Annotated in this window: 18 protein-coding genes; 10 read left to right on the top strand and 8 right to left on the bottom strand. The window is 42.9% G+C overall.

Features of this window, described 5'->3' with window-relative positions; translation table 11 throughout:
- Positions 1–25 precede the first annotated feature (25 nt).
- The 4 genes from AC04MM_RS11500 (at position 26) to AC04MM_RS11485 (ending at position 5,732) form a co-directional block, all read left to right on the top strand.
- A complete protein-coding gene (locus tag AC04MM_RS11500; protein ID WP_475380506.1) occupies positions 26–1,360 on the top strand; it encodes a radical SAM protein in 1,335 nt (444 codons plus the stop codon).
- A gap of 137 nt (positions 1,361–1,497) precedes the next feature.
- A complete protein-coding gene (locus AC04MM_RS11495) occupies positions 1,498–3,360 on the top strand; it encodes a sensor histidine kinase (protein WP_475380505.1) in 1,863 nt (620 codons plus the stop codon).
- Positions 3,361–3,541: 181 nt separating this feature from the next.
- Entirely contained in the window at positions 3,542–5,113 is a 1,572-nt protein-coding gene (locus tag AC04MM_RS11490; protein ID WP_475380504.1) for a sigma-54-dependent transcriptional regulator, read from the top strand.
- Between the two features lie 94 nt (positions 5,114–5,207).
- Positions 5,208–5,732 carry a hypothetical protein gene (locus AC04MM_RS11485; RefSeq protein WP_475380503.1) on the top strand — a complete coding sequence of 175 codons (525 nt, stop codon included), beginning with the start codon at positions 5,208–5,210 and terminating at the stop codon, positions 5,730–5,732.
- Between the two features lie 60 nt (positions 5,733–5,792).
- On the opposite strand, the gene AC04MM_RS11480 is transcribed toward AC04MM_RS11485, so the two are convergent.
- The 4 genes from AC04MM_RS11480 to AC04MM_RS11465 form a co-directional block, all read right to left on the bottom strand.
- Positions 5,793–6,218, bottom strand: a complete 426-nt coding sequence (locus AC04MM_RS11480; RefSeq protein WP_475380502.1) for a hypothetical protein — start codon at positions 6,216–6,218, stop codon at positions 5,793–5,795.
- A 401-nt stretch (positions 6,219–6,619) separates the two neighbouring features.
- A complete protein-coding gene (locus AC04MM_RS11475; RefSeq protein WP_475380501.1) occupies positions 6,620–7,051 on the bottom strand; it encodes a hypothetical protein in 432 nt (143 codons plus the stop codon).
- Entirely contained in the window at positions 7,048–7,551 is a 504-nt protein-coding gene (locus AC04MM_RS11470; RefSeq protein WP_475380500.1) for a hypothetical protein, read from the bottom strand. The genes AC04MM_RS11475 and AC04MM_RS11470 overlap by 4 nt, the downstream gene beginning before the upstream one ends.
- Before the next feature lie 65 nt (positions 7,552–7,616).
- Positions 7,617–8,081 (bottom strand): hypothetical protein, encoded by a 465-nt coding sequence (locus AC04MM_RS11465; protein ID WP_475380499.1) that lies wholly within the window; start codon positions 8,079–8,081, stop codon positions 7,617–7,619.
- 279 nt (positions 8,082–8,360) lie between these two features.
- Here AC04MM_RS11465 and lspA point away from each other — a divergent pair, with 279 nt between their 5' ends.
- Positions 8,361–8,858, top strand: coding sequence for a signal peptidase II (lspA, locus tag AC04MM_RS11460; protein ID WP_475380498.1), 498 nt, complete (start codon positions 8,361–8,363; stop codon positions 8,856–8,858).
- Positions 8,855–9,592: a prolipoprotein diacylglyceryl transferase gene (locus tag AC04MM_RS11455; RefSeq protein ID WP_475380497.1), complete on the top strand. Its 738-nt coding sequence runs from the start codon at positions 8,855–8,857 to the stop codon at positions 9,590–9,592. The genes lspA and AC04MM_RS11455 overlap by 4 nt, the downstream gene beginning before the upstream one ends.
- On the opposite strand, the gene AC04MM_RS11450 is transcribed toward AC04MM_RS11455, so the two are convergent.
- The 3 genes from AC04MM_RS11450 to acs form a co-directional block, all read right to left on the bottom strand.
- Positions 9,569–9,874 carry a hypothetical protein gene (locus tag AC04MM_RS11450; RefSeq protein ID WP_475380496.1) on the bottom strand — a complete coding sequence of 102 codons (306 nt, stop codon included), beginning with the start codon at positions 9,872–9,874 and terminating at the stop codon, positions 9,569–9,571. The genes AC04MM_RS11455 and AC04MM_RS11450 overlap by 24 nt on opposite strands.
- Before the next feature lie 121 nt (positions 9,875–9,995).
- Positions 9,996–11,795, bottom strand: coding sequence for a TonB-dependent receptor plug domain-containing protein (locus AC04MM_RS11445; protein WP_475380495.1), 1,800 nt, complete (start codon positions 11,793–11,795; stop codon positions 9,996–9,998).
- A gap of 111 nt (positions 11,796–11,906) precedes the next feature.
- Entirely contained in the window at positions 11,907–13,802 is a 1,896-nt protein-coding gene (gene acs / locus AC04MM_RS11440) for an acetate--CoA ligase (protein WP_475380580.1), read from the bottom strand.
- A gap of 152 nt (positions 13,803–13,954) precedes the next feature.
- On the opposite strand from acs, the gene AC04MM_RS11435 reads away from it, so the two are divergent.
- From AC04MM_RS11435 to AC04MM_RS11420, 4 genes are all read left to right on the top strand, one after another.
- Positions 13,955–14,719, top strand: a complete 765-nt coding sequence (locus AC04MM_RS11435) for a hypothetical protein (protein WP_475380494.1) — start codon at positions 13,955–13,957, stop codon at positions 14,717–14,719.
- A 4-nt stretch (positions 14,720–14,723) separates the two neighbouring features.
- A complete protein-coding gene (locus tag AC04MM_RS11430; RefSeq protein WP_475380493.1) occupies positions 14,724–14,966 on the top strand; it encodes a DNA gyrase inhibitor YacG in 243 nt (80 codons plus the stop codon).
- A 114-nt stretch (positions 14,967–15,080) separates the two neighbouring features.
- Positions 15,081–16,913, top strand: a complete 1,833-nt coding sequence (locus AC04MM_RS11425) for an APC family permease (protein ID WP_475380492.1) — start codon at positions 15,081–15,083, stop codon at positions 16,911–16,913.
- 208 nt (positions 16,914–17,121) lie between these two features.
- Positions 17,122–17,394, top strand: a complete 273-nt coding sequence (locus AC04MM_RS11420; RefSeq protein ID WP_409478225.1) for an HU family DNA-binding protein — start codon at positions 17,122–17,124, stop codon at positions 17,392–17,394.
- A gap of 165 nt (positions 17,395–17,559) precedes the next feature.
- On the opposite strand, the gene AC04MM_RS11415 is transcribed toward AC04MM_RS11420, so the two are convergent.
- Complete coding sequence (locus AC04MM_RS11415; RefSeq protein WP_475380491.1) at positions 17,560–18,384, bottom strand: S1 family peptidase; 825 nt, start codon at positions 18,382–18,384, stop codon at positions 17,560–17,562.
- Positions 18,385–18,398: the final 14 nt, after the last annotated feature.

The following is an 18,398-nucleotide window of genomic DNA, read 5'->3' as shown; positions in this document are numbered from 1 at the left end:
GGGGTTAAGGAATTTAAGAGACAAAATGAAACCATTAGAACTGCGCCGCCATAAAGAAATTATCGCATTTAAAGCTGAGGACGAATCTATTACAGCTTTTCACGCGTATAATATGGAAGTGGCAGAGATCAGTCCAGAGTCCTATGCTCAAATGACACCGATTTCTATTACGACCGGCGAAATTCCTGATGTCAAATTTCCGGTCAACCCTGAAAAATTGGAAGCTTTTAGTGCTTTGAACGAATGGAACGCCGAAGATAACCCGAATACGAAAAACGGTAAATTAGAATTCGGGATTAGATCTATCACCTTAAATGTAAATCAAATTTGTAATTTAAAATGTACTTACTGTGCCGCAGGTGGCGATGGTACTTATGGCGAACCGATGAATAAATTATCGGTTGAAAAAACCCTACCTCAATTAAAATTTTTCTTAATGCAGCTAAAGCCAGGGCAAAAATTTGCAATAAGCTTTGTCGGCGGAGAACCACTTCTGCATCCGGAAGCAATATTGGCAATTCATAATTACGTTTTTGAAGAAGCAAAAAAACTTCAAATTATACCATCGTTACAGATCGTTACAAATGGCACTTTGTTAACCGGAAAAACTCTTGAAATTGTTCGCGCTATGAAGGTCAAAATTACAGTTAGTATAGATGGCTCCAAAGAGTATAACGACAAAGCTCGTCCGACAAAAAATGGACAAAGCTCTACTGACTTAACAGTATCCGGAATTAAAGAAATTCTAAACGACAGAGGAAATATTATTAGCATAGGGTTATCTGCTGTTTGCTCAAAGGAAAGTCCGAGCATGCTAGAGACCTACAAGTTCTTCGAAACTCTAAAACCTGACTGGTGTGATTTTACAATGGCTTATGCAGAAAACTCACCAGAGCTACAAGAACGATTTATTACTGAGTTACAGGAAATTGCACGTTTGGCTTTCGAAGCTGGAGGAGAGCAGAAACTCCGACAGGTTCAATACTTTGACCATAAATTTGCAGTTCTAGATTCGCAGTTAAGGATCGAAAACTATTGCGGCGCGGGTAAAAGTTACGCAATGATTGACGCTAAAAATCGAATGTACTCTTGCCCATGGGATGTGGGCAAGCCTTCAGAAACTATTGGCCAAAATGAACAATACGACACTACGAGGCTAGCTAACTACTCAAAATCTCTTATAGAACTTAATAATTGCCAAACCTGCTGGGCGCGGCACTTATGCGGCGGTGGCTGCATGCACATAAACAGAGAACTTACCGGTCATAAACACAAAAAAGACCAGATGTTTTGCGAACGTATGAGAAGCTTGCTTTTAACTGCAATTCTATATTATAAAATAAGCAGATCAGCTGCCTAAGCTGGTCTAATGGGGATTGATATGAAAAAACATATTAAAAAAGTAAAACCTAAATTATCTATGGGGCCTGGCAAAGGCGGCGGTAACGGTGACGGCTGCCACCCAATGAACTAATCCAATTCAAGTAAGTTATTTTCTTGGAAGCCGATAAAAAGTTAGCTTTAAAGTATTTAGTTCTAAGAGTTATTTTTGCTATTGCCGCCGGTATAGCAGTATTTAGTTTCAAAATTGATTTTATCGAAGGCTTTCTATTTGATGTTAGATCAGTAGTTAATGCTCACCTTAACCAAAAAGACCCAAAGCAATCTCCGATAGTACTAGTACACATTACCCCAAAAACTATTGAACGTTTCCAGGGCGACCCTAAATTTAAAGATCATATTAGATTTCTAAACATATTATCAGGGCTGAAGCCGGCTTTCATAATTTATGAGTTCAGAATAGCCGATGATGATAGTTTTGCTGACATCCGGGGAACACCAGAAGAAGAAAGACAATTCTCTGATGTAGTAAAGAGCATGCCCAATGTGATATTCTCTACTCAAAATTTAAAAATGAAGGGCGACATTAACGATTTAAAGTTACGTGCACCTCTAGACATTAAACTAAGCTCGTTGCCCATTACTGCTGATAATAAATCATTTGCAAAAGATGGTGTCTCTAGACGTCTTATGTATCGATATCAAGACCAGGCGATGACTCAACCTTTAATCGCAGCTCACTATAACCCAGAAATCCAAAACCCTGAAAACATTCGTGGCGGTTTTTTCTATCTCGAATCCTATCAGGTGTACATTAACTACAAACCTAAAGATTACTTCGTAAAATATTCATTCGAAGATATTTATGATGGCAAAATTCCGCAAGAGCAACTCAATGGCAAAGTCGTTATTTTTGGTACCGACTTAGAACGCACTACAAAGGATTATGTTACTACTACATTTTCTAGACAAATAAATGCAATGACTGCCGCCGAGCTACAGGCAAATCAAATTCAGACTCTGATAGACAATAATGCTCCGAAAAAGGTGCACAAGTACATAGATTTGTTAATTACCATTCTGATTTCTATTTTGACGGTCTATGTAACTTTATCACTTACACCGGCCAAAGGATTATTAATCCTTGCATGCACATTGCTTCTCACAGCCCTTCTGGGAACATTTGCCTTCGTTGTATTCGGACTATGGTTCGACCTCGCTCACCCGTTTCTAGCCATCTTCCTCTGCTACTACTTCTTCATCCCTTATCGTTTAATTCGCGAGAACCGTAAGTCGTGGGAATATTACCAAAAGCACAAGCTTCTGTCTGAAGTTGAGCAGCTTAAGACCAACTTTATTTCGATGATGTCGCACGATCTGAAAACGCCGATCGCGCGTATTACCGGTATGACTGAAGTCATCTACAAAGACCCGGTTCAGCTGTCGCCGCACCAGCGTGAGGCGCTAGATACCATCCGCCACAGCTCTGATGACTTATTGAAGTTTATCAACGCCATCCTGCAATACGGCTCAATCGAGAGCCAGGGCGTGCAGCTGCATAAGCAGTCGAAAGACATCAACCAGCTGGTGGCTGATGTGATCAAGAAACATCAGTTCTTGGCTAACGTTAAAAAGATCAAAATTATTCAAGAGCTTGAGCCTATGTTTCCGACCAGCGTAGACCCAGAGCTTATGAAGCAAGTGTTTTCTAACCTACTAGAGAACGCCATCAAATACTCTCCCGATGAATCGACCGTATGGGTACGTTCGCGCGAAGAAGACGATAAGCTGATCGTTGAGTTCCAGGATCAGGGTATGGGTATCCCGCAGGAAGACCTGCCAAATATCTTTATGAAGTTCTTTAGAACCCATAACGCCAAGACGACCACTATTAAGGGTTCGGGGCTTGGGCTTTACCTTGCGCAGTACTTCGTTGAGCTTCATAAAGGTAAGATCTCGGTGGATAGTACCCAGTCCAAGGGTTCTAAATTTACCGTTGAACTGCCTATAGATAAATAAAACGCACTTTAATCCACCAAATCAAATATAACTGTAGTAAAAAAGGCCTGGCACCCCCAGATAGAGTTTCTGCTCGCTAAGTAAACAATTCCAAACTGGTGTCATTTTGCTTTTTTCATTGGGTTCTTGCCCAAAACCTATGCTATACCCTCCGGCATATCGCAATTTTTGGGGGAATTCTATGTTAAAGGTATTAGTTGTTGATGATGATCAGGCGTTACGCTTTTCGATCCGTTCGGCCTTAGAAGCTACTCGCAGATTCTCGATTGAAGAAGCTTTTGACGGCGTGAACGCACTCGAAAAAATCAAAGCTACCGATGCTACTAAACGTATTTACGACATTGTGATCTTAGATGTCGACATGCCAAGAATGAATGGCTTACAGACCCTAAAAGCCATCAAAGAGTTCGACCCGGGTATTATCGTCTTAATGTTAACCGCGCACGCAACGGTAGAAGCCGCTGTCGCCGCAGTTAAAGACGGTGCTTATAACTTTTTATCAAAACCAATTTCAGGAGACGATTTAACTGCGCTAATTGACCGCGCGATCAACGCTCACCGTATGATCTCAAACTTAGCGGTATCTTCTCCGGTATTTGTTGATGAAGGCCGAAAAATCATCGGTAACACTTCACAGATGCAAAAGGTTTTTAACGTTATCCATAAGCTTGCGAAAGTTGATACTCCGGTATTAGTTCGTGGTGCTTCCGGAACCGGTAAAGAACTTGTTGCCAAAGCCATCCACTTTAATTCGGCCAGAAAAGATGAAAAATTTGTGGCAATCAACTGCTCGGCGATTCCTGAAAATTTATTTGAATCAGAATTATTCGGTCACGAAAAAGGTTCATTTACCGGCGCCGACCAACGTAAAATCGGCAAATTCCAGTTCGCCGAAGGCGGAACACTTTTCTTAGACGAAGTCGGCGACATGCCGCAGTTAATGCAAGTTAAAATCTTACGTGTCTTGCAGGAAAAAGTATTCGTACCGGTTGGTTCTAACCGCGAAATTCCGACAAACGTTCGCATCATCGCTGCGACTAACCGTCCATTAGAAAAAATGATGGAAGAAGGTAAATTCCGCGAAGACTTATTTTATCGTTTAAATGTTGTACCTATCACTTTACCTCAATTAAATGATCGTAAAGATGATTTAGAAGTATTGATCAATATCTTCATTAAAAAATTCAACAATGCCCACGGTAAGAAAATTAACGGCGTAACTAAAGATGCTTTAGATGCTATGAAACGTTACTCTTGGCCGGGAAACATCCGTGAATTAGAGAACGTTATCGAACATTCTTTCGTTCTTGAATCAGGAAACCAGATCACTTTGGGAAGCTTACCTGAAGCGGTGTTGATGGCCGCAGGCATCAGTCTGATCGACTCTATGGATAAGATCCATAGTCAATCAGAAACACTTGCTGCAATGAACGGCGCAACTGCGGTTACAATGGGCATGACAGATTCTGACGACGACGATGATTTAGCACTTGACGCAGACTCTGAAGTGGATGGCGATGATGAAATCGATGGCGACATGATGAGCATCAACGTTGGCAGCAACGGCATGCTTGATTTCAATGCGCAAAAAGAAGAGTTCGAAAAACAGTTTATTATCAAGGCCTTAAAAACATTTAAGGGTAAAATCAATCAAACTGCACTTCACGCCAACATTCCGAAAAAGACGTTACTTCGTAAAATCGAAAAGTACGGAATCGTGGCGAAAGAATACGCAAAAGCAGACCTTGATTAGAAAATAAACTGCAGAATCTTACAAAATATTTTTCGAGCGTTAACGAGGTATTACAATTGACTCGATTATAGGGAAACCTTACCGTTTATTCCCTATGCCAGTAAACCCGTTACCGCCTCAAGCGTACACTAAAGACACTTTACAGAAAGCCTATGCTTGGTTGCTTTCGCAATCTGCGTCTGTAAAAGAAATGGCCCAGGATCAGAATATCCTGGTCAGTCTTTATCTTAAAGCGCAACGTAACGGTGATGCGGTTTTAGAAACGCCGAGCATTCAAAATTTCAAACAAGAATTAAAGTCGTTAGCGAACATGATGGGTGATTTCCAGTCGCCGCAACAAATTGCTACGGCTGCGGCTGTACATATGCCTGCAGCCCACGTGCAGGCTTCGCAAACGAACGCAACAGCCACTGCGGCTGCGGTTTCTACTTCGCACGTAACAACGACGACAGTGAGCCAATCGCGCGTCTCTACGGGGCTAGACACCTCAGGTTTTGATCAAAAAACTTTAGAGGCCATTCAACAAGTGCGTGAGACATTTAACTTAAGTTCTGATACCGAAGCTTTGCGTGCGTTGGTGTCTTTAGGAATTAAACACTTTCGTAAATCCGGATTATAATTCAAATTAGAATCGAACATGGGTAAAGCGGACGTTATCCACCTTACCCATGTTGCTTAGCTATTCAATCTCGCAAATATACTTTCTGTTGGGCTGTGGATTCGCTGGCGCGTTTTTCCACCAATAAGTACAACTAATATTTGTGGCAGAACTTAAACACTGACCACTAAAAACATCGCACATCACACCTGCGACTTTACCCAGGATTAGATTAAGTGGGACGGCTGCATATTTTTTTAATACAATCGGACGTCCGTAGAGGTCGTTGAACAAGCTACACTCTGCTTTTAGACCATTGTTAATAGCTACGAAGCAATTCACATCACTGACCGACTCAACTGTACGTTTATTTTCAGGGTCGAACATAGTTGTTCCCATCGCCGCTAGGACGAAGAACAGTTTTTTTGAATCCCCTTCATTGAGTTCACGTGCGTGTGTGGTTTGAGCAAAAGCGACAAGCAACAAACTAACTAATAATGTTTTCATTTATGACTCCTTTATTGCGTTTTTTTGGTTATTGGGTTGTTCAATGACAAAAAAGTCGGGCATTCATTCAGAACACTAACTTTATTGTTTTGATTTCAATCCACGAAAAACTTTGTAATACTCCTTTTCTTAATAGTTACTGTTTTATAGTTACTGTTTTTTGAATGGTTACAATTCTCGGTTCTGTTTTAGCTGTGATTAAATTTTAGAAAAGGTAGATTTTTTTTGAAATGTATTTATTTTTCTGACTCTGAAAATTAGGCCTAGCATGTGGTATCCTGGAATTACCGGGACAAAAGAACACAAGCAGCTCAGTGCGAAAGTCACTGGCTGCAATTATAATCTACTCAAGAAATATTGGTTTTGTGTCGAATCGTAAAAATCGAAACGGGTTTATCGACTTAGTCCCGTTTTTCAACAGCGCATCGGTAACGGCGCGCAAACGGACCATTTTGATCAGACCAGGAGTAAGCACACTGAATGTCCGGCGCTACCACCACACAGACTCCGTCTTCACAATTAGCACCGTTTACATCAACAAGAAAATCGTACAGCTTCTTCGCCACTGATCCGGTTGATTGCGAGCTTTCCCCCTTTAGCTGGTCGTGTATCTGGCAGCCGTAAGCCGTCGCTCCAGCAGCAGATTCTTTTACACAAACTGCAGGCTTTGCCCACTGACGGGTCTGTTTTTCGGCCGGAAAATCTGACTTCAGTCCTAGATCGGCGAGGATATTATATAATTTTTTTGACTGTCTTTCTTTAAAATCAACAGTTTCAGCCTGCGCAACAAGGGTAATGGTAAATAGCAATAAGCTGACAAATAGTGGCTTCATTTTTTATTCTCCTTTTTTTGGTAAAAATCCAATGAACAGCTGTAGTTCATGGCGGACAAAGTGCAACGCACTTCTTCTGCAGTCAAAATACAAGACTCGCCTTCCTCTTCACACTCCAGCGGTACGTGCTTAACCAACACTTTAAAAAGTGAATCAGCATTCTGATTGTACTTCGTAACATCACGATCATGCAGATCATCGTAAAGCGAACAGCCCAACTCACGATCACCTTCCATATTTTCAACGCAGATAATTGCAGAGGCCCGGATCTTTTTGGTCTGGCGGTCGGTCACGACCAGCTGCCACTTAGTCAGCGCGGTAAATAGCACCTGCGAATCGGATGCGTTTAGATCAAGCTTTACCAGCTCTGGCTCTGGCGCAAGCACCGGATCGGTGGGCTCGCCCGGAGGGTCGACAGGCAATTCCTGAGCTGTAATTACAGACATATATAAATTTGAAATTAAAAATAAAATAAAACTAAGGCGAAAAATCTTTAGCATGGCAAATCCTAAGAAAAAAGACTCATATCCTCATAAAATATGAGTCTTTTTTTTGTATGTTAAAATTATAGTTCTGGGTTATTGCGACGAACTTTACAGAAGTATTCGCGGCCGTGATGATTATTGTTTCTGTGATCTTTATCATCCCATTTGTGCCAGCAACGAACTTCATCCAATTGAATTTCACAGTCAGCTTGAGTTCTGTTCGTATTGCAATATGGCTCAGTAATATCTTTTAAAGCTCTGATTAATGTCCATGCTGTTTTACCTGAACGCTCTAATTCATCGTTATGCAATTCATCGTAAAGATCGCACTCGGCTTCTTGGTTGCGGCCACCATTGTATAGATTATAATCACAATCCACATCTCTTACATGAATGCGGGTTACTTGATCGCCTTTATCTGCTTCACGTACGCCCCATTTTGCTAAGGCATAATATAACTCTCTAGAGTCACGTTCATCTAATTCGATTTCAGCGAACGCCGTTGAAGATACTGTCAGCATCAGTGCGATTAATAGTTTTTTCATAAGATCTCCTTTGTTTGTGGTTAATTTCTTTGTGAATAATTTCCAAAGATGGATCGATTCTAGGAAAATTCTGTTTATTGTGAATTTATTTATTTTTTGGACACTGATAATAAAGACTACCGTGAGGAAATCCGGAATTTCCGGGGCGATATTATCCGCTCAGCACAGGTAAAAAGTCGGCTAAAAGCCCAGTTAGCCCTACTCTCAGCGGGACAACTGTGGTAATCTTGTCCCATAAGAATTTTTAATCAACGAGAAGACAGGATACACAGTTCGACTATGCGCCAAAAATTAGTCTATTTAATGTCGATTTCAAGTTTAGTTATCGCTGCAGATCAGCTGACTAAATTATTTGTTCATACAAAATTTCAGCTGCATGAAAGCCGTGTAGTGATTGAAAATTATTTTAATATCACCTACGTCCGCAATTTTGGTGCAGCCTTTGGGATCTTAGCGCAGACTCCAGCCGTGTTTCGTGAGTTCTTCTTTTTAACCATGCCGCCACTGGCGTGCTCGCTAATTCTGTACATCCTTTGGGGGCTGAAAGAAAAACAGACGTCGCAGATTATCGCCTTATCTTTTATCTTCGGCGGTGCGATCGGCAATTACATTGACCGCGTCCAGTACCGCTATGTCGTAGATTTTATCGATTTTCATTTTCACAACCGCCAGACCTGGCCAGCTTTTAATATTGCCGACATGGCGATTGTTTGCGGTGTGGCGGCCCTGATTTACCTGATCCTGACCGAAAAAGAACAAAAGACTGAAGCAGCGTGAAACCGGTTTTAGATTTTGGCGTAATTCAAATCCCGACTTTTTATCTGGTAATTTCGCTGTCAGTGACTTTTATCCTGTTACTGCTCAATTCTGAGTTAGAACAAAATCCTAAGATTAACCGTAAGATCACTTTTGATTTAGCCTTGCTTATCATGATCACCGGTTTTATCGGCGGAAGAATGACCCATGTCGTTTACGAAGAATGGAACTTCTACCGTGAGTTTCCGCTCGAAATTTTTAAATTCTGGAAAGGCGGCTTTGTTTTTTATGGCGGGCTGTTCCTGGCTCTGGCTTCGGTTTCGTTTTATTTAAAAAACAAAAAACAGAGTTTTTACCAATGGGCGGATTTTCTTACCCCGTATGTAGGTTTAAGCTATGCCTTAGGGCGCATTGGTTGTTTTTTTGAAGGTTGCTGTTACGGCACTCACTGCGAGCTACCTTGGGCTATTGCCAATCGCCACCCAACGCAGCTTTATATGTCGTTGGCCGAGATCGTACTGCTGGCTGTTCTCATGTACTGGCGTAAGAAACAAAAAGACTCATTTAAAACCGGCCTGCTGTTTTTAGCGTGGGTGTGCGGTCATGCCCTAAATCGTTTTGCGATTGAGTTTTTTCGCGAAGACGACCGCGGCGCGATGCTCGCAAACCTAAGTATTTCGCAATGGTTAAGCCTTGTTCTTTTTATGGGTGCTTTTTTCTTACTGGTGCGCTTATTTAATGTCGCCAGAAACTGACGAAAATACCGTGTAACCAGATTCCGTATTATTGACGTCCTGGGCGCGGAAGGTCGGTTGTTGGTAAGCATCACCCACCGAGTGAGTTACTTTATAACCGGCAGCTGTTACAGTCGAAGACGCACTCGAAATAACGCTAGTGCTGGTCTTACCCGGAATAAAAACCCCGATCTCATTAGCAATATCCTGGATTAAAGATTGATTACCAAACGGCGAACAGGCTGATACTGCCATCACCGCTAAAACCAGAAGACCGATACGTGTAAATTTCTGCTTTTTCATACAGATAATATATCGGCAGCATTCTGGTTTTTATAAAGGCCCCGTCTCAAAGTGAGACAATTAATTTAAACGACACATTATTTTGCAATTCAGCTTCACCAAAATGAGGCTACACAGTTTCCTATTCCAGGGTGTAGTTTAACCCGGCGCGCACCACGGGGCCATCCACGTAATATCTGTATGAAGACTGGTATTCCTGGCTAAAAATATTCTCAGCGCGGGCAAAAAGATTTACTTCCTGACTGGCCTGGTAATTTACAACTAAGTGAATCAAGTTATAACTTGGAAGTGTCGTTCCACCATCACGCCGACTGCCTGTATGAACAAGCTCTGCTCCGGCAGAAGTTTTATCGCTGATCTCCTGATTCACTTTGAGTGAAGCCGTTCTTAACGGACGACGGGCTAACCAGGTGTTTGTCGTGAAGTCTTTAGGTTCTTGGTAACCTAAAGACAGCTGGGCATTGGTAGCTCGGTCTAAACTGTCATAGTTGAAATAGACTTCAACACCTTTAGTTTCAGTTTTAGCCACGTTTTTATAATAGTAAGTTGTCGGGCTCAGTAATTGAAAAGTGATTAAATCATCATATTTGGATTCAAAGAACGTGATCGCACCGCGAATTGTGTCCGCGAGCTGATTTTCAACTGTTGCAGCTAACGTCGTTACTTTTTCTGGCTTTAATTCTGGGTAACCAAGCGTGTTGAACTGCTGAAATAAAGACGGATGGTTAAATCCGGTCGAGTATTCTAATTTTAACAGATCAGAATATGAAAGACCCACTTGATAAGTCTCAGCGACCGCTTTAGTTCTGTTAAAATCCTGACGGGCACCGGCTTCAGCCACTATTTTTTCAGTCGGCTTAAAAGCGCCTTTAACAAAAATACCTTCAAACTCTTGATCAACATCGGCGATGACTACGCCAGCTTCGCGGTAATAAAGCTCTTCATGACTGAAGCTTGCGCCTGTATCTACTTTAAAACGATTTGATTCATAAGCATTCACATCCAGGCGAATAGCCTGAAGCACGCCTTCATAAAGACGATTCGTTGCTACACCACCACCAGAAGCCGCATCTTGGTCAAATTCACGATCAGTTTGCTGTTGTGAAATTGCCAATGAATAAGAATCTTTCTTACGTAGTACAAAACCATAATTTACAGCTTCTGTTGTGTAGTCAAAATTTTCTGCATCGGCTGGCGACTGCCCTGCGCCGATCGTATTGATCTGAGCTTGGTCATTCGTGTACTGGCCTTTTACTAAAATTTCAGCTTCAGGAAATAAAATATCACGAACCGTGTAATTTAAGTCGACGTTTGTTAAGCGCTGGGGATAAGTCTTCGAAGAATTACGGACCGGTGATTTGTTATGTGCATCTGATAACTTGATGTTACCGGCAAAACCCTGAGCCTCAGTCAGTTTAAACTGCTGAGCCAAGTTTACCTCAGCAAAACGTTTACCACCTTGCACCGTAAAATCAGTCGTCGTTTTAATATCTGAAGGAAAGGTTTCAATTTTAATAACACCGGCCAAAGCTTTGCCGCCGTAAAGTACAGATTGTGACCCTTTAACGATTTCAACTCGTTTGACTGAACGCAAATTCAATGTTGAAAGATTCACTGTGCGCTGAATCGTCGATGGATCATAATAGGGAATACCGTCAATTAAAAATAATACGTGGCTGGTATCACCACCGCGGATGTAAATTGAATTAGGCGTGAAGTTCGAACTCACAACAGCGATATTGGCTTCGGTAGATAATAACGTTGAAAGATTATTAGCCTGTGATTTTTTAATCTCTTTTTCTGTGATCACCACTTTACTTGACGAGCTAAAGCTTTGATCGGCAACAACCACTTCGATTTCTTGAATAGCAAGAGTTGAAAGACTAACAAATAACGATGCAATAAAGACTGTTTTTTTCATGACCAAAACTTAACAGTCACTTAAGAACAATGGCAATGAAAGAACTCAACTGCACAGCAATTGATAAATCACTCAGACGCCCCGATGCCGTCTGAGTGATCGCAAGTATAGTTACGACAATTTGTTTTTCACCAACTGCTCAACCACCGACGGATCTAACAAAGTCGATGTATCACCTAAGCTATCCAGCTGATTTTCGGCGATCTTTCTTAAAATCCGGCGCATGATTTTACCTGAACGGGTTTTTGGCAAGTGCGGTGCCCACTGTAGTTTATCAGGTGTGGCGATCGGGCCGATTAATCGGCGCACGTGTTGAACGAGCTCTTGTTTAAGCTCGTCGCTATAGGCCACGCCGTTTTTCAGGGTCACATAAGCATAGATTCCCTGGCCTTTGATTTCATGCGGGTAACCAACCACCGCAGATTCAGCCACTGCGTGGTGATCGACCAATGCGGATTCAACTTCGGCCGTGCCAATACGGTGACCTGATACATTAATCACATCATCTACGCGGCCGGTAATCCAGTAGTAGCCGTCTTCATCACGCTTACAGCCATCACCGGTAAAATAATATCCCGGGTAATTGCTGAAATAGGTATCTTCAAAACGTTTATGGTCTTTGTACACCGTGCGCATCTGACCGGGCCATGAATCAGCAAGCACGAGCACGCCTTCGCAGGCGCCTTCTAAAACTTTACCTTCTGGCGATAAAATTTTAGCTTCAATTCCCGGAAGCGGAAACGTTGCCGAACCCGGTTTAGTTTTAGTTGTTCCGGCCAATGGCGAAATTAAAATACCGCCCGTTTCCGTCTGCCACCAGGTGTCGACCACCGGACAGCGGCTATCACCGACATTGTCAAAGTACCATTGCCACGCTTCGGGATTAATCGGTTCACCCACCGAGCCCAGCACGCGCAGTGACTTACGCGAAGTTTTTTCCAACGGCATTATCCCTTCCCGCATCAAAGAGCGAATGGCCGTTGGTGCGGTATAAAAAATGTTAACCTGGTGTTTGTCGATCACCTCCCAAAAACGCGATGCTGTCGGATACGAAGGTATACCTTCAAACATCAGCGTCGTTGCCGCATTGGCCAACGGGCCGTACACGATATAGCTGTGGCCGGTCACCCAGCCAACATCAGCCGTGCACCAGTAAATATCGTTTGGCTTATAATCGAAAACTTTTTCGTGCGTGTAGCTTGCGTAAGCGAGATAACCACCCGACGTGTGCAGAACCCCTTTGGGTTTTCCGGTCGAGCCCGAAGTGTACAGAATAAATAACGGATCTTCCGCACTCATCGTCTCTGGGGGGCATTCATCTGAAACGGTTTTAATCTCTTCTTCATACGACAAATCTTTTTCCGTTTTATTAACTGCGCCACCGGTGCGTTTAACAACCAGAACTTTTTCTACCGTGGTAACTTTGGTTAACGCCTCATCGACATTTTTCTTTAATGGCACGGTTTTACCGCCACGGTATCCCTCATCGGCAGTGATCACAAATTTTGAATCACAATCATTAATCCGATCAGCCAAAGACCCCGGCGAAAAGCCGCCGAACACCACCGAGTGAACCGCACCGATACGCGCACAGGCCAGCATCGCAAACGCCGCTTCCGGGATCATCGGCAGATAAATCGTTACGAAGTCGCCTTTTTTTACGCCGTGCTTTTTTAGCACATTGGCCATGCGGTTTACGTGCTGGTGTAATTCTTTGTAGGTGATTGTTTTTGCCGTTTCTGCCGGGTTATCCGGCTCCCAGATGATTGCGACCTTATCGCCGTGTTTTACCAAATGGCGATCAATACAATTGGCGGCCACATTTAACTGGCCATCGGCGTACCATTTAATACTGACCGGCTTGTTAAACGAAATTTCTTTAAGCTTGGTCCATGGTTTAATCCAGGTAAGGCGATCTGCGACTTGTTTCCAGTGATTGTCTGTGTTCATGCTGCGTCTTCTCCAACCCAAAAATCTTATCGCCACGATCTTACCCGGCCAATAAATTACGTAAAATGATGCGCGTCTCACTCTGGGAATCGGCTTTACCCGGTGCCGATAATTCGGAGCTGTCGAGTTTATTGACAGCCCAGATCGTATAAAATTGTTAAAACCCAGGTACGTTAATTGTAACCCTTCAGTTTGTCAGAGGAGTGTTTATGAAACATGTACTTTATGTATTTGGTTTGATTGCGATGGTTGCAGGTCTTTCAAGTTGCCAAGGCAACAATAATAATGACGGCACCGCCAACTTATCATGCCCAGCCGGAACTACATATTATAATGGCGCTTGTTACACAGGCCAGGGCGGTTATGTACAACCAGCTTCTTATAATTACCAAAACGGTTTTTACGCCGACACTTATTCAGGAACATCTACATTACGCGTAGTCAATGGCGCTAAAATGCAGGAGTTCTTTCAGTACGGCATGGGTGTTTGTAACCGTGCAGCTAATAACTACGGCCAAGCTTCATGCGACTCTTGGGTTGGTGGTTCAATGGATATGATTATTCAGTTTCCTCCAAACGGCGGCAACTCACTCCTTGCTACTTTCGCAGCCCAGCCTCGTTATAATCCATACTTTAACTACTCTGCCCAGTTACCATCTGGCTGGGGTGCTTTAGGTATCGCTTTAGGTTACGTGACTGGTATTTACTTACCAGATCCTAAACAATACAACGGTGTTTATCGTAACCCGTTACAACTTGAATTAGCGGTTTCTGCGATTAACAATTCGACTGGTTTTTCAGCGAACGGTTATGGCGATTACTGGTCAGGTTTAAACAGAACAAAAATAACGATCGAAGTACCAACCGGTAAAATCCAGGATAACTCGTTTAACTTTATCTTTAAGATCGGCGATGTCCCTGCGGCGCAGGGCAGCTTCACTCGTTGCCAACGCCCGAACTGTGGTATGTACTAATTAGGTGTCAGATCCAGCTAATTTTACCAATGCCAGACAAATCAAATGCCCGCAATGCGGGCTTTTGACGTTATTCTCCCCGCAAAACCCTTCGCGGCCGTTTTGTTCAGAACGCTGCAAATTAATTGATCTCGGCGAATGGGCCTCTGAGGGCTATAAAGTCCCGGTAGAGCAGCAAACCTATAATGAAAAAGACTTAGAACAATTATACGAAGCCTTAAACAACGAAAATCCTGACGATAAATAACTGCCCCACTGGCCAGCATCGAAATAGTTGCAGGTCAGAAACAACAGGAGTAGGCTTGAGTCATTGCACAAAAGTATTCGAGGCGGATGAACTGCCTTGGGGAAAAGTTCTTAAATGTTTGCTTCGAAAATTCGTAGAATCCTGATCGGCGATCCACTTCACAACTCTCAACAACAACACGAGTTAATTCCTAAATGGAAAGCGTTGGCACTGCTTGCTGCCGATGCGTTATCGTCAATTGCGTACGCGACCGAAGAAATTATTATTCCGCTGGCCTTATCAGGATTAGCCTATGCGACAACATGGTCGTTGCCAATTTCACTGGCGATTTTAGGTTTGATGTTTATTATTACCATGTCGTACCGCCAAACGATTCAGGCTTACCCAAACGGTGGTGGCGCTTACATTGTAGCCAAAGATAATTTAGGAACTGGCGCTGGTTTAGTTGCCGGCGCAGCCTTACTTATCGATTACACTTTAACTGTGGCCGTATCGGTTTCAGCCGGCGTAGAAAACTTAGTTTCGGCATTTCCGGCGCTGGCTTCAGTACAGATTTTTACTGCCGTGTGGATTATTTTACTTTTAATGGTCCTAAGCCTTCGTGGCGTTAAAGATTCTGCAACGATCTTTGCTATTCCGACCTACCTATTTATCTTTTCAATCTTTGCGTTAATTCTGACTGGTTTAATCAAAGGACCTGCTGATACCACCATTCACCCCCACACCGTGGTGATGAATAACCTACCCGACATCGGTTTAATTTTGATGCTTAAAGCGTTTTCTTCCGGTTGTACGGCGTTAACGGGTATTGAAGCGGTCTCAAACGGGATTCCGTTATTTCGTAAACCACAATCAAAAAATGCTAACACGACGTTACTTATGATGGTGCTGATCTTAGGTAGTATGTTTGCCGGCATTACCTACTTAGTAAATTCATATGATATCGTAAAAGTCGAAGGCGTTACCCTGCTGGCAAGCTTAACCAAAGCAGTCTTCGGTCAGAGCTTTGCGTTTTATTTTGTACAGATTTCGGTTTTCTTGATTTTATTTATGGCGGCATCAACAGCCTATGCCGACTTTCCGCGTTTATCGTCTTTACTGGCGATTGACCGCTACGCTCCCCGCCAGTTGATCAGCCAGGGGGATCGTTTAGTTTTCTCAAATGGCATTATTGCCCTTTCACTGGGCGCAATTGCCTTAGTGATTATCTTCCGCGGCCATACCCACTCATTAATCCCGCTGTATGCCGTGGGTGTATTTTTGTCGTTCACACTCTCTCAGGCCGGCATGGTTGTTCACCACTGGAAACTGCGCGAACCGGGCTGGAAAGGCTCAATGGTCTTGAATGCCTTCGGAACCTTGGTTACTTTTTGCGTGCTTATTGTGATTGGCTCTTTCAAATTCACCCAAGGTGCATGGATGGTGATTATTACCATCCCGATTATCGTGTATGCGTTTCACCGTATTCACGTGCACTACGTGATGTTTGCGCGCGAACTTTCACAATCGCACTACGATACCGATATTGCGGCTGAAGTTAAAGATCACGTGGTGGTCATTCCGATCTCTGGCTTACATTTGGGCGTTATGAACGCAATCCGTTATGGCAAGAGCATGAGCAAAGATGTGCGCGTGATCTATGTGAAAACCGATGAACTTTCGGCGCAACGCATGCATGAGGCCTGGGCTGCGAAATTTCCGGACATGCAGTTACATGTTCTGGATTCTCCGTACCGATCAATCTCTGGGCCGATTCTAGAATTTATTGACCATGTTCGTAATGAAAATCCGACTGAGTTTATCACTGTGATTTTCCCGGAATTTGTGACGTTCAAATGGTATCACCAGCTCTTGCACAATCAGACCGCGTGGTTGATCAAACTTTCTCTGATCTACAAAAAAAATGTGATCGTCACTTCGGTAAAGTATCACTTATCCACAACATAATTATGTTCTGCAAACCGCTTCGAAATCCAATGCCGGAGCGGTTAACAATTTTCTGTTAAAACAATAACTACAAAATTATTTATTGACGGCAACCGCTTTTTGTTTTGTGATGTGGGCATCACGGAAGATTAACAATAACAGGATGTAACAACATCGGTCTCACAACACTGTGAGATAGCAACACAGAAAACAACACAGGAGTTCAACAATGAACAAAGCACAATTAATCGAAAAAATGGCTACTGAAACTAAAATGTCTAAAGCTCAATGCGAAACAGTAGTAGATTGCTTCATCGGCAACGTAAAAAAAGCCGTTAAAAAAGGCGATGACGTTAAATTAGTAGGTTTCGGTACTTTCACAAAAGCTAAACGTAAAGCTCGCACTGGCCGCAACCCACAAACTGGTAAAGCGATCAAAATCCCAGCTGCATGGGCTCCAAAATTCCGCGCTGGCGCTGAATTCAAAGCTTTAGTTAAGTAATTACTTAATTAATACTTTTTCCAATTGATAGAAAAAAGGGCCTGGTTTTTCAACCAGGCCCTTTTTATTTGGTAAATTCGCTAGGCCGTTACAAAAAAACCCACGTTTTTAGACGTGGGTTTTTGTTAAAACGAATATAAATGTTACTCAAAAAAGGCCTGGCACCTACTGAGGAAGCACGAATGACGGAGTTTCAGTTTTCATTTTTGCTGCAGATTCTAAGATGAAAGTTTCAAACTTAGAAGCCCACGTGTATTCACCATAAGCGTGGCAGTGAGGCGCATTGGCATGCGGGCCACGGGTGATACCGTAAACATATAATAAACCGTCTTTTTCTAAATACGCCGGACCACCAGAATCACCGTTGCAAGCACCGGTGTTTTTAGTCTGATCAGTAACCAAGATCGCATCAGCGTCGATGATTTTAGCCATTGGCACAGTTACTTTACGTAAAGCTTCTGTGTCTTCGCCGTTAGTGTCGTTAATTACGCCGTAACCAGCAAGTAACATCGGCATACCGATTTCCATTTTGTATTTGTCGCTGATGATGCCAACCGGTTTGTAAGGAGCCGGAGCTGTTTTCGCTAACGCGATTAACGCCACGTCATTTAAGCGGCCAGTGCTACCGTATTTCGGGTGAATAACCATGTCAGCCACTTCAACCATTGTTTCTGGGTCTAATTTATTGATCACGTTGATCGAAAAACCAATACGGATCTGTGATTTACTCTGACCACGTAAACAGTGAGCCGCAGTTAAAACCAGATTTGGAGAAATTAAAGTTCCGGTACACATCGCGTAAGCGTTGTTACCTTGGATGTACTTTAAAGCTACGGTTGAGTTAACGACGATATCGCTCGGCTGCACCACTTCGCCACCAATAATCTGTGCCGAATCAGCGTTGTTGTACATTGTGCCCGCGTTTTTTTGACATGCTGTGAAACTTAAAGCCGCAACAACTGCAAATAAAGCCGATAGATTTTGAACCATTGGAATCCCCTCTT

The organism is Bdellovibrio sp. SBM16 (assembly GCF_056175625.1).
This window is presented reverse-complemented; position numbering and strand designations above follow the sequence as displayed.

What these genes read in the sequence shown, in the direction of transcription:
- AC04MM_RS11470 (WP_475380500.1), bottom strand. Translation starts at nt 7,551, where the DNA reads ATGCTAAAGATTTTTCGCCTTAGTTTTATTTTATTTTTAATTTCAAAT.
- AC04MM_RS11415 (WP_475380491.1), bottom strand. Translation starts at nt 18,384, where the DNA reads ATGGTTCAAAATCTATCGGCTTTATTTGCAGTTGTTGCGGCTTTAAGT.
- AC04MM_RS11485 (WP_475380503.1), top strand. Translation starts at nt 5,208, where the DNA reads ATGCCAGTAAACCCGTTACCGCCTCAAGCGTACACTAAAGACACTTTA.
- AC04MM_RS11450 (WP_475380496.1), bottom strand. Translation starts at nt 9,874, where the DNA reads ATGAAAAAGCAGAAATTTACACGTATCGGTCTTCTGGTTTTAGCGGTG.
- AC04MM_RS11480 (WP_475380502.1), bottom strand. Translation starts at nt 6,218, where the DNA reads ATGAAAACATTATTAGTTAGTTTGTTGCTTGTCGCTTTTGCTCAAACC.
- AC04MM_RS11490 (WP_475380504.1), top strand. Translation starts at nt 3,542, where the DNA reads ATGTTAAAGGTATTAGTTGTTGATGATGATCAGGCGTTACGCTTTTCG.
- AC04MM_RS11425 (WP_475380492.1), top strand. Translation starts at nt 15,081, where the DNA reads ATGTTTGCTTCGAAAATTCGTAGAATCCTGATCGGCGATCCACTTCAC.
- AC04MM_RS11435 (WP_475380494.1), top strand. Translation starts at nt 13,955, where the DNA reads ATGAAACATGTACTTTATGTATTTGGTTTGATTGCGATGGTTGCAGGT.
- AC04MM_RS11475 (WP_475380501.1), bottom strand. Translation starts at nt 7,051, where the DNA reads ATGAAGCCACTATTTGTCAGCTTATTGCTATTTACCATTACCCTTGTT.
- AC04MM_RS11465 (WP_475380499.1), bottom strand. Translation starts at nt 8,081, where the DNA reads ATGAAAAAACTATTAATCGCACTGATGCTGACAGTATCTTCAACGGCG.
- AC04MM_RS11420 (WP_409478225.1), top strand. Translation starts at nt 17,122, where the DNA reads ATGAACAAAGCACAATTAATCGAAAAAATGGCTACTGAAACTAAAATG.
- lspA (WP_475380498.1), top strand. Translation starts at nt 8,361, where the DNA reads ATGCGCCAAAAATTAGTCTATTTAATGTCGATTTCAAGTTTAGTTATC.
- AC04MM_RS11445 (WP_475380495.1), bottom strand. Translation starts at nt 11,795, where the DNA reads ATGAAAAAAACAGTCTTTATTGCATCGTTATTTGTTAGTCTTTCAACT.
- AC04MM_RS11500 (WP_475380506.1), top strand. Translation starts at nt 26, where the DNA reads ATGAAACCATTAGAACTGCGCCGCCATAAAGAAATTATCGCATTTAAA.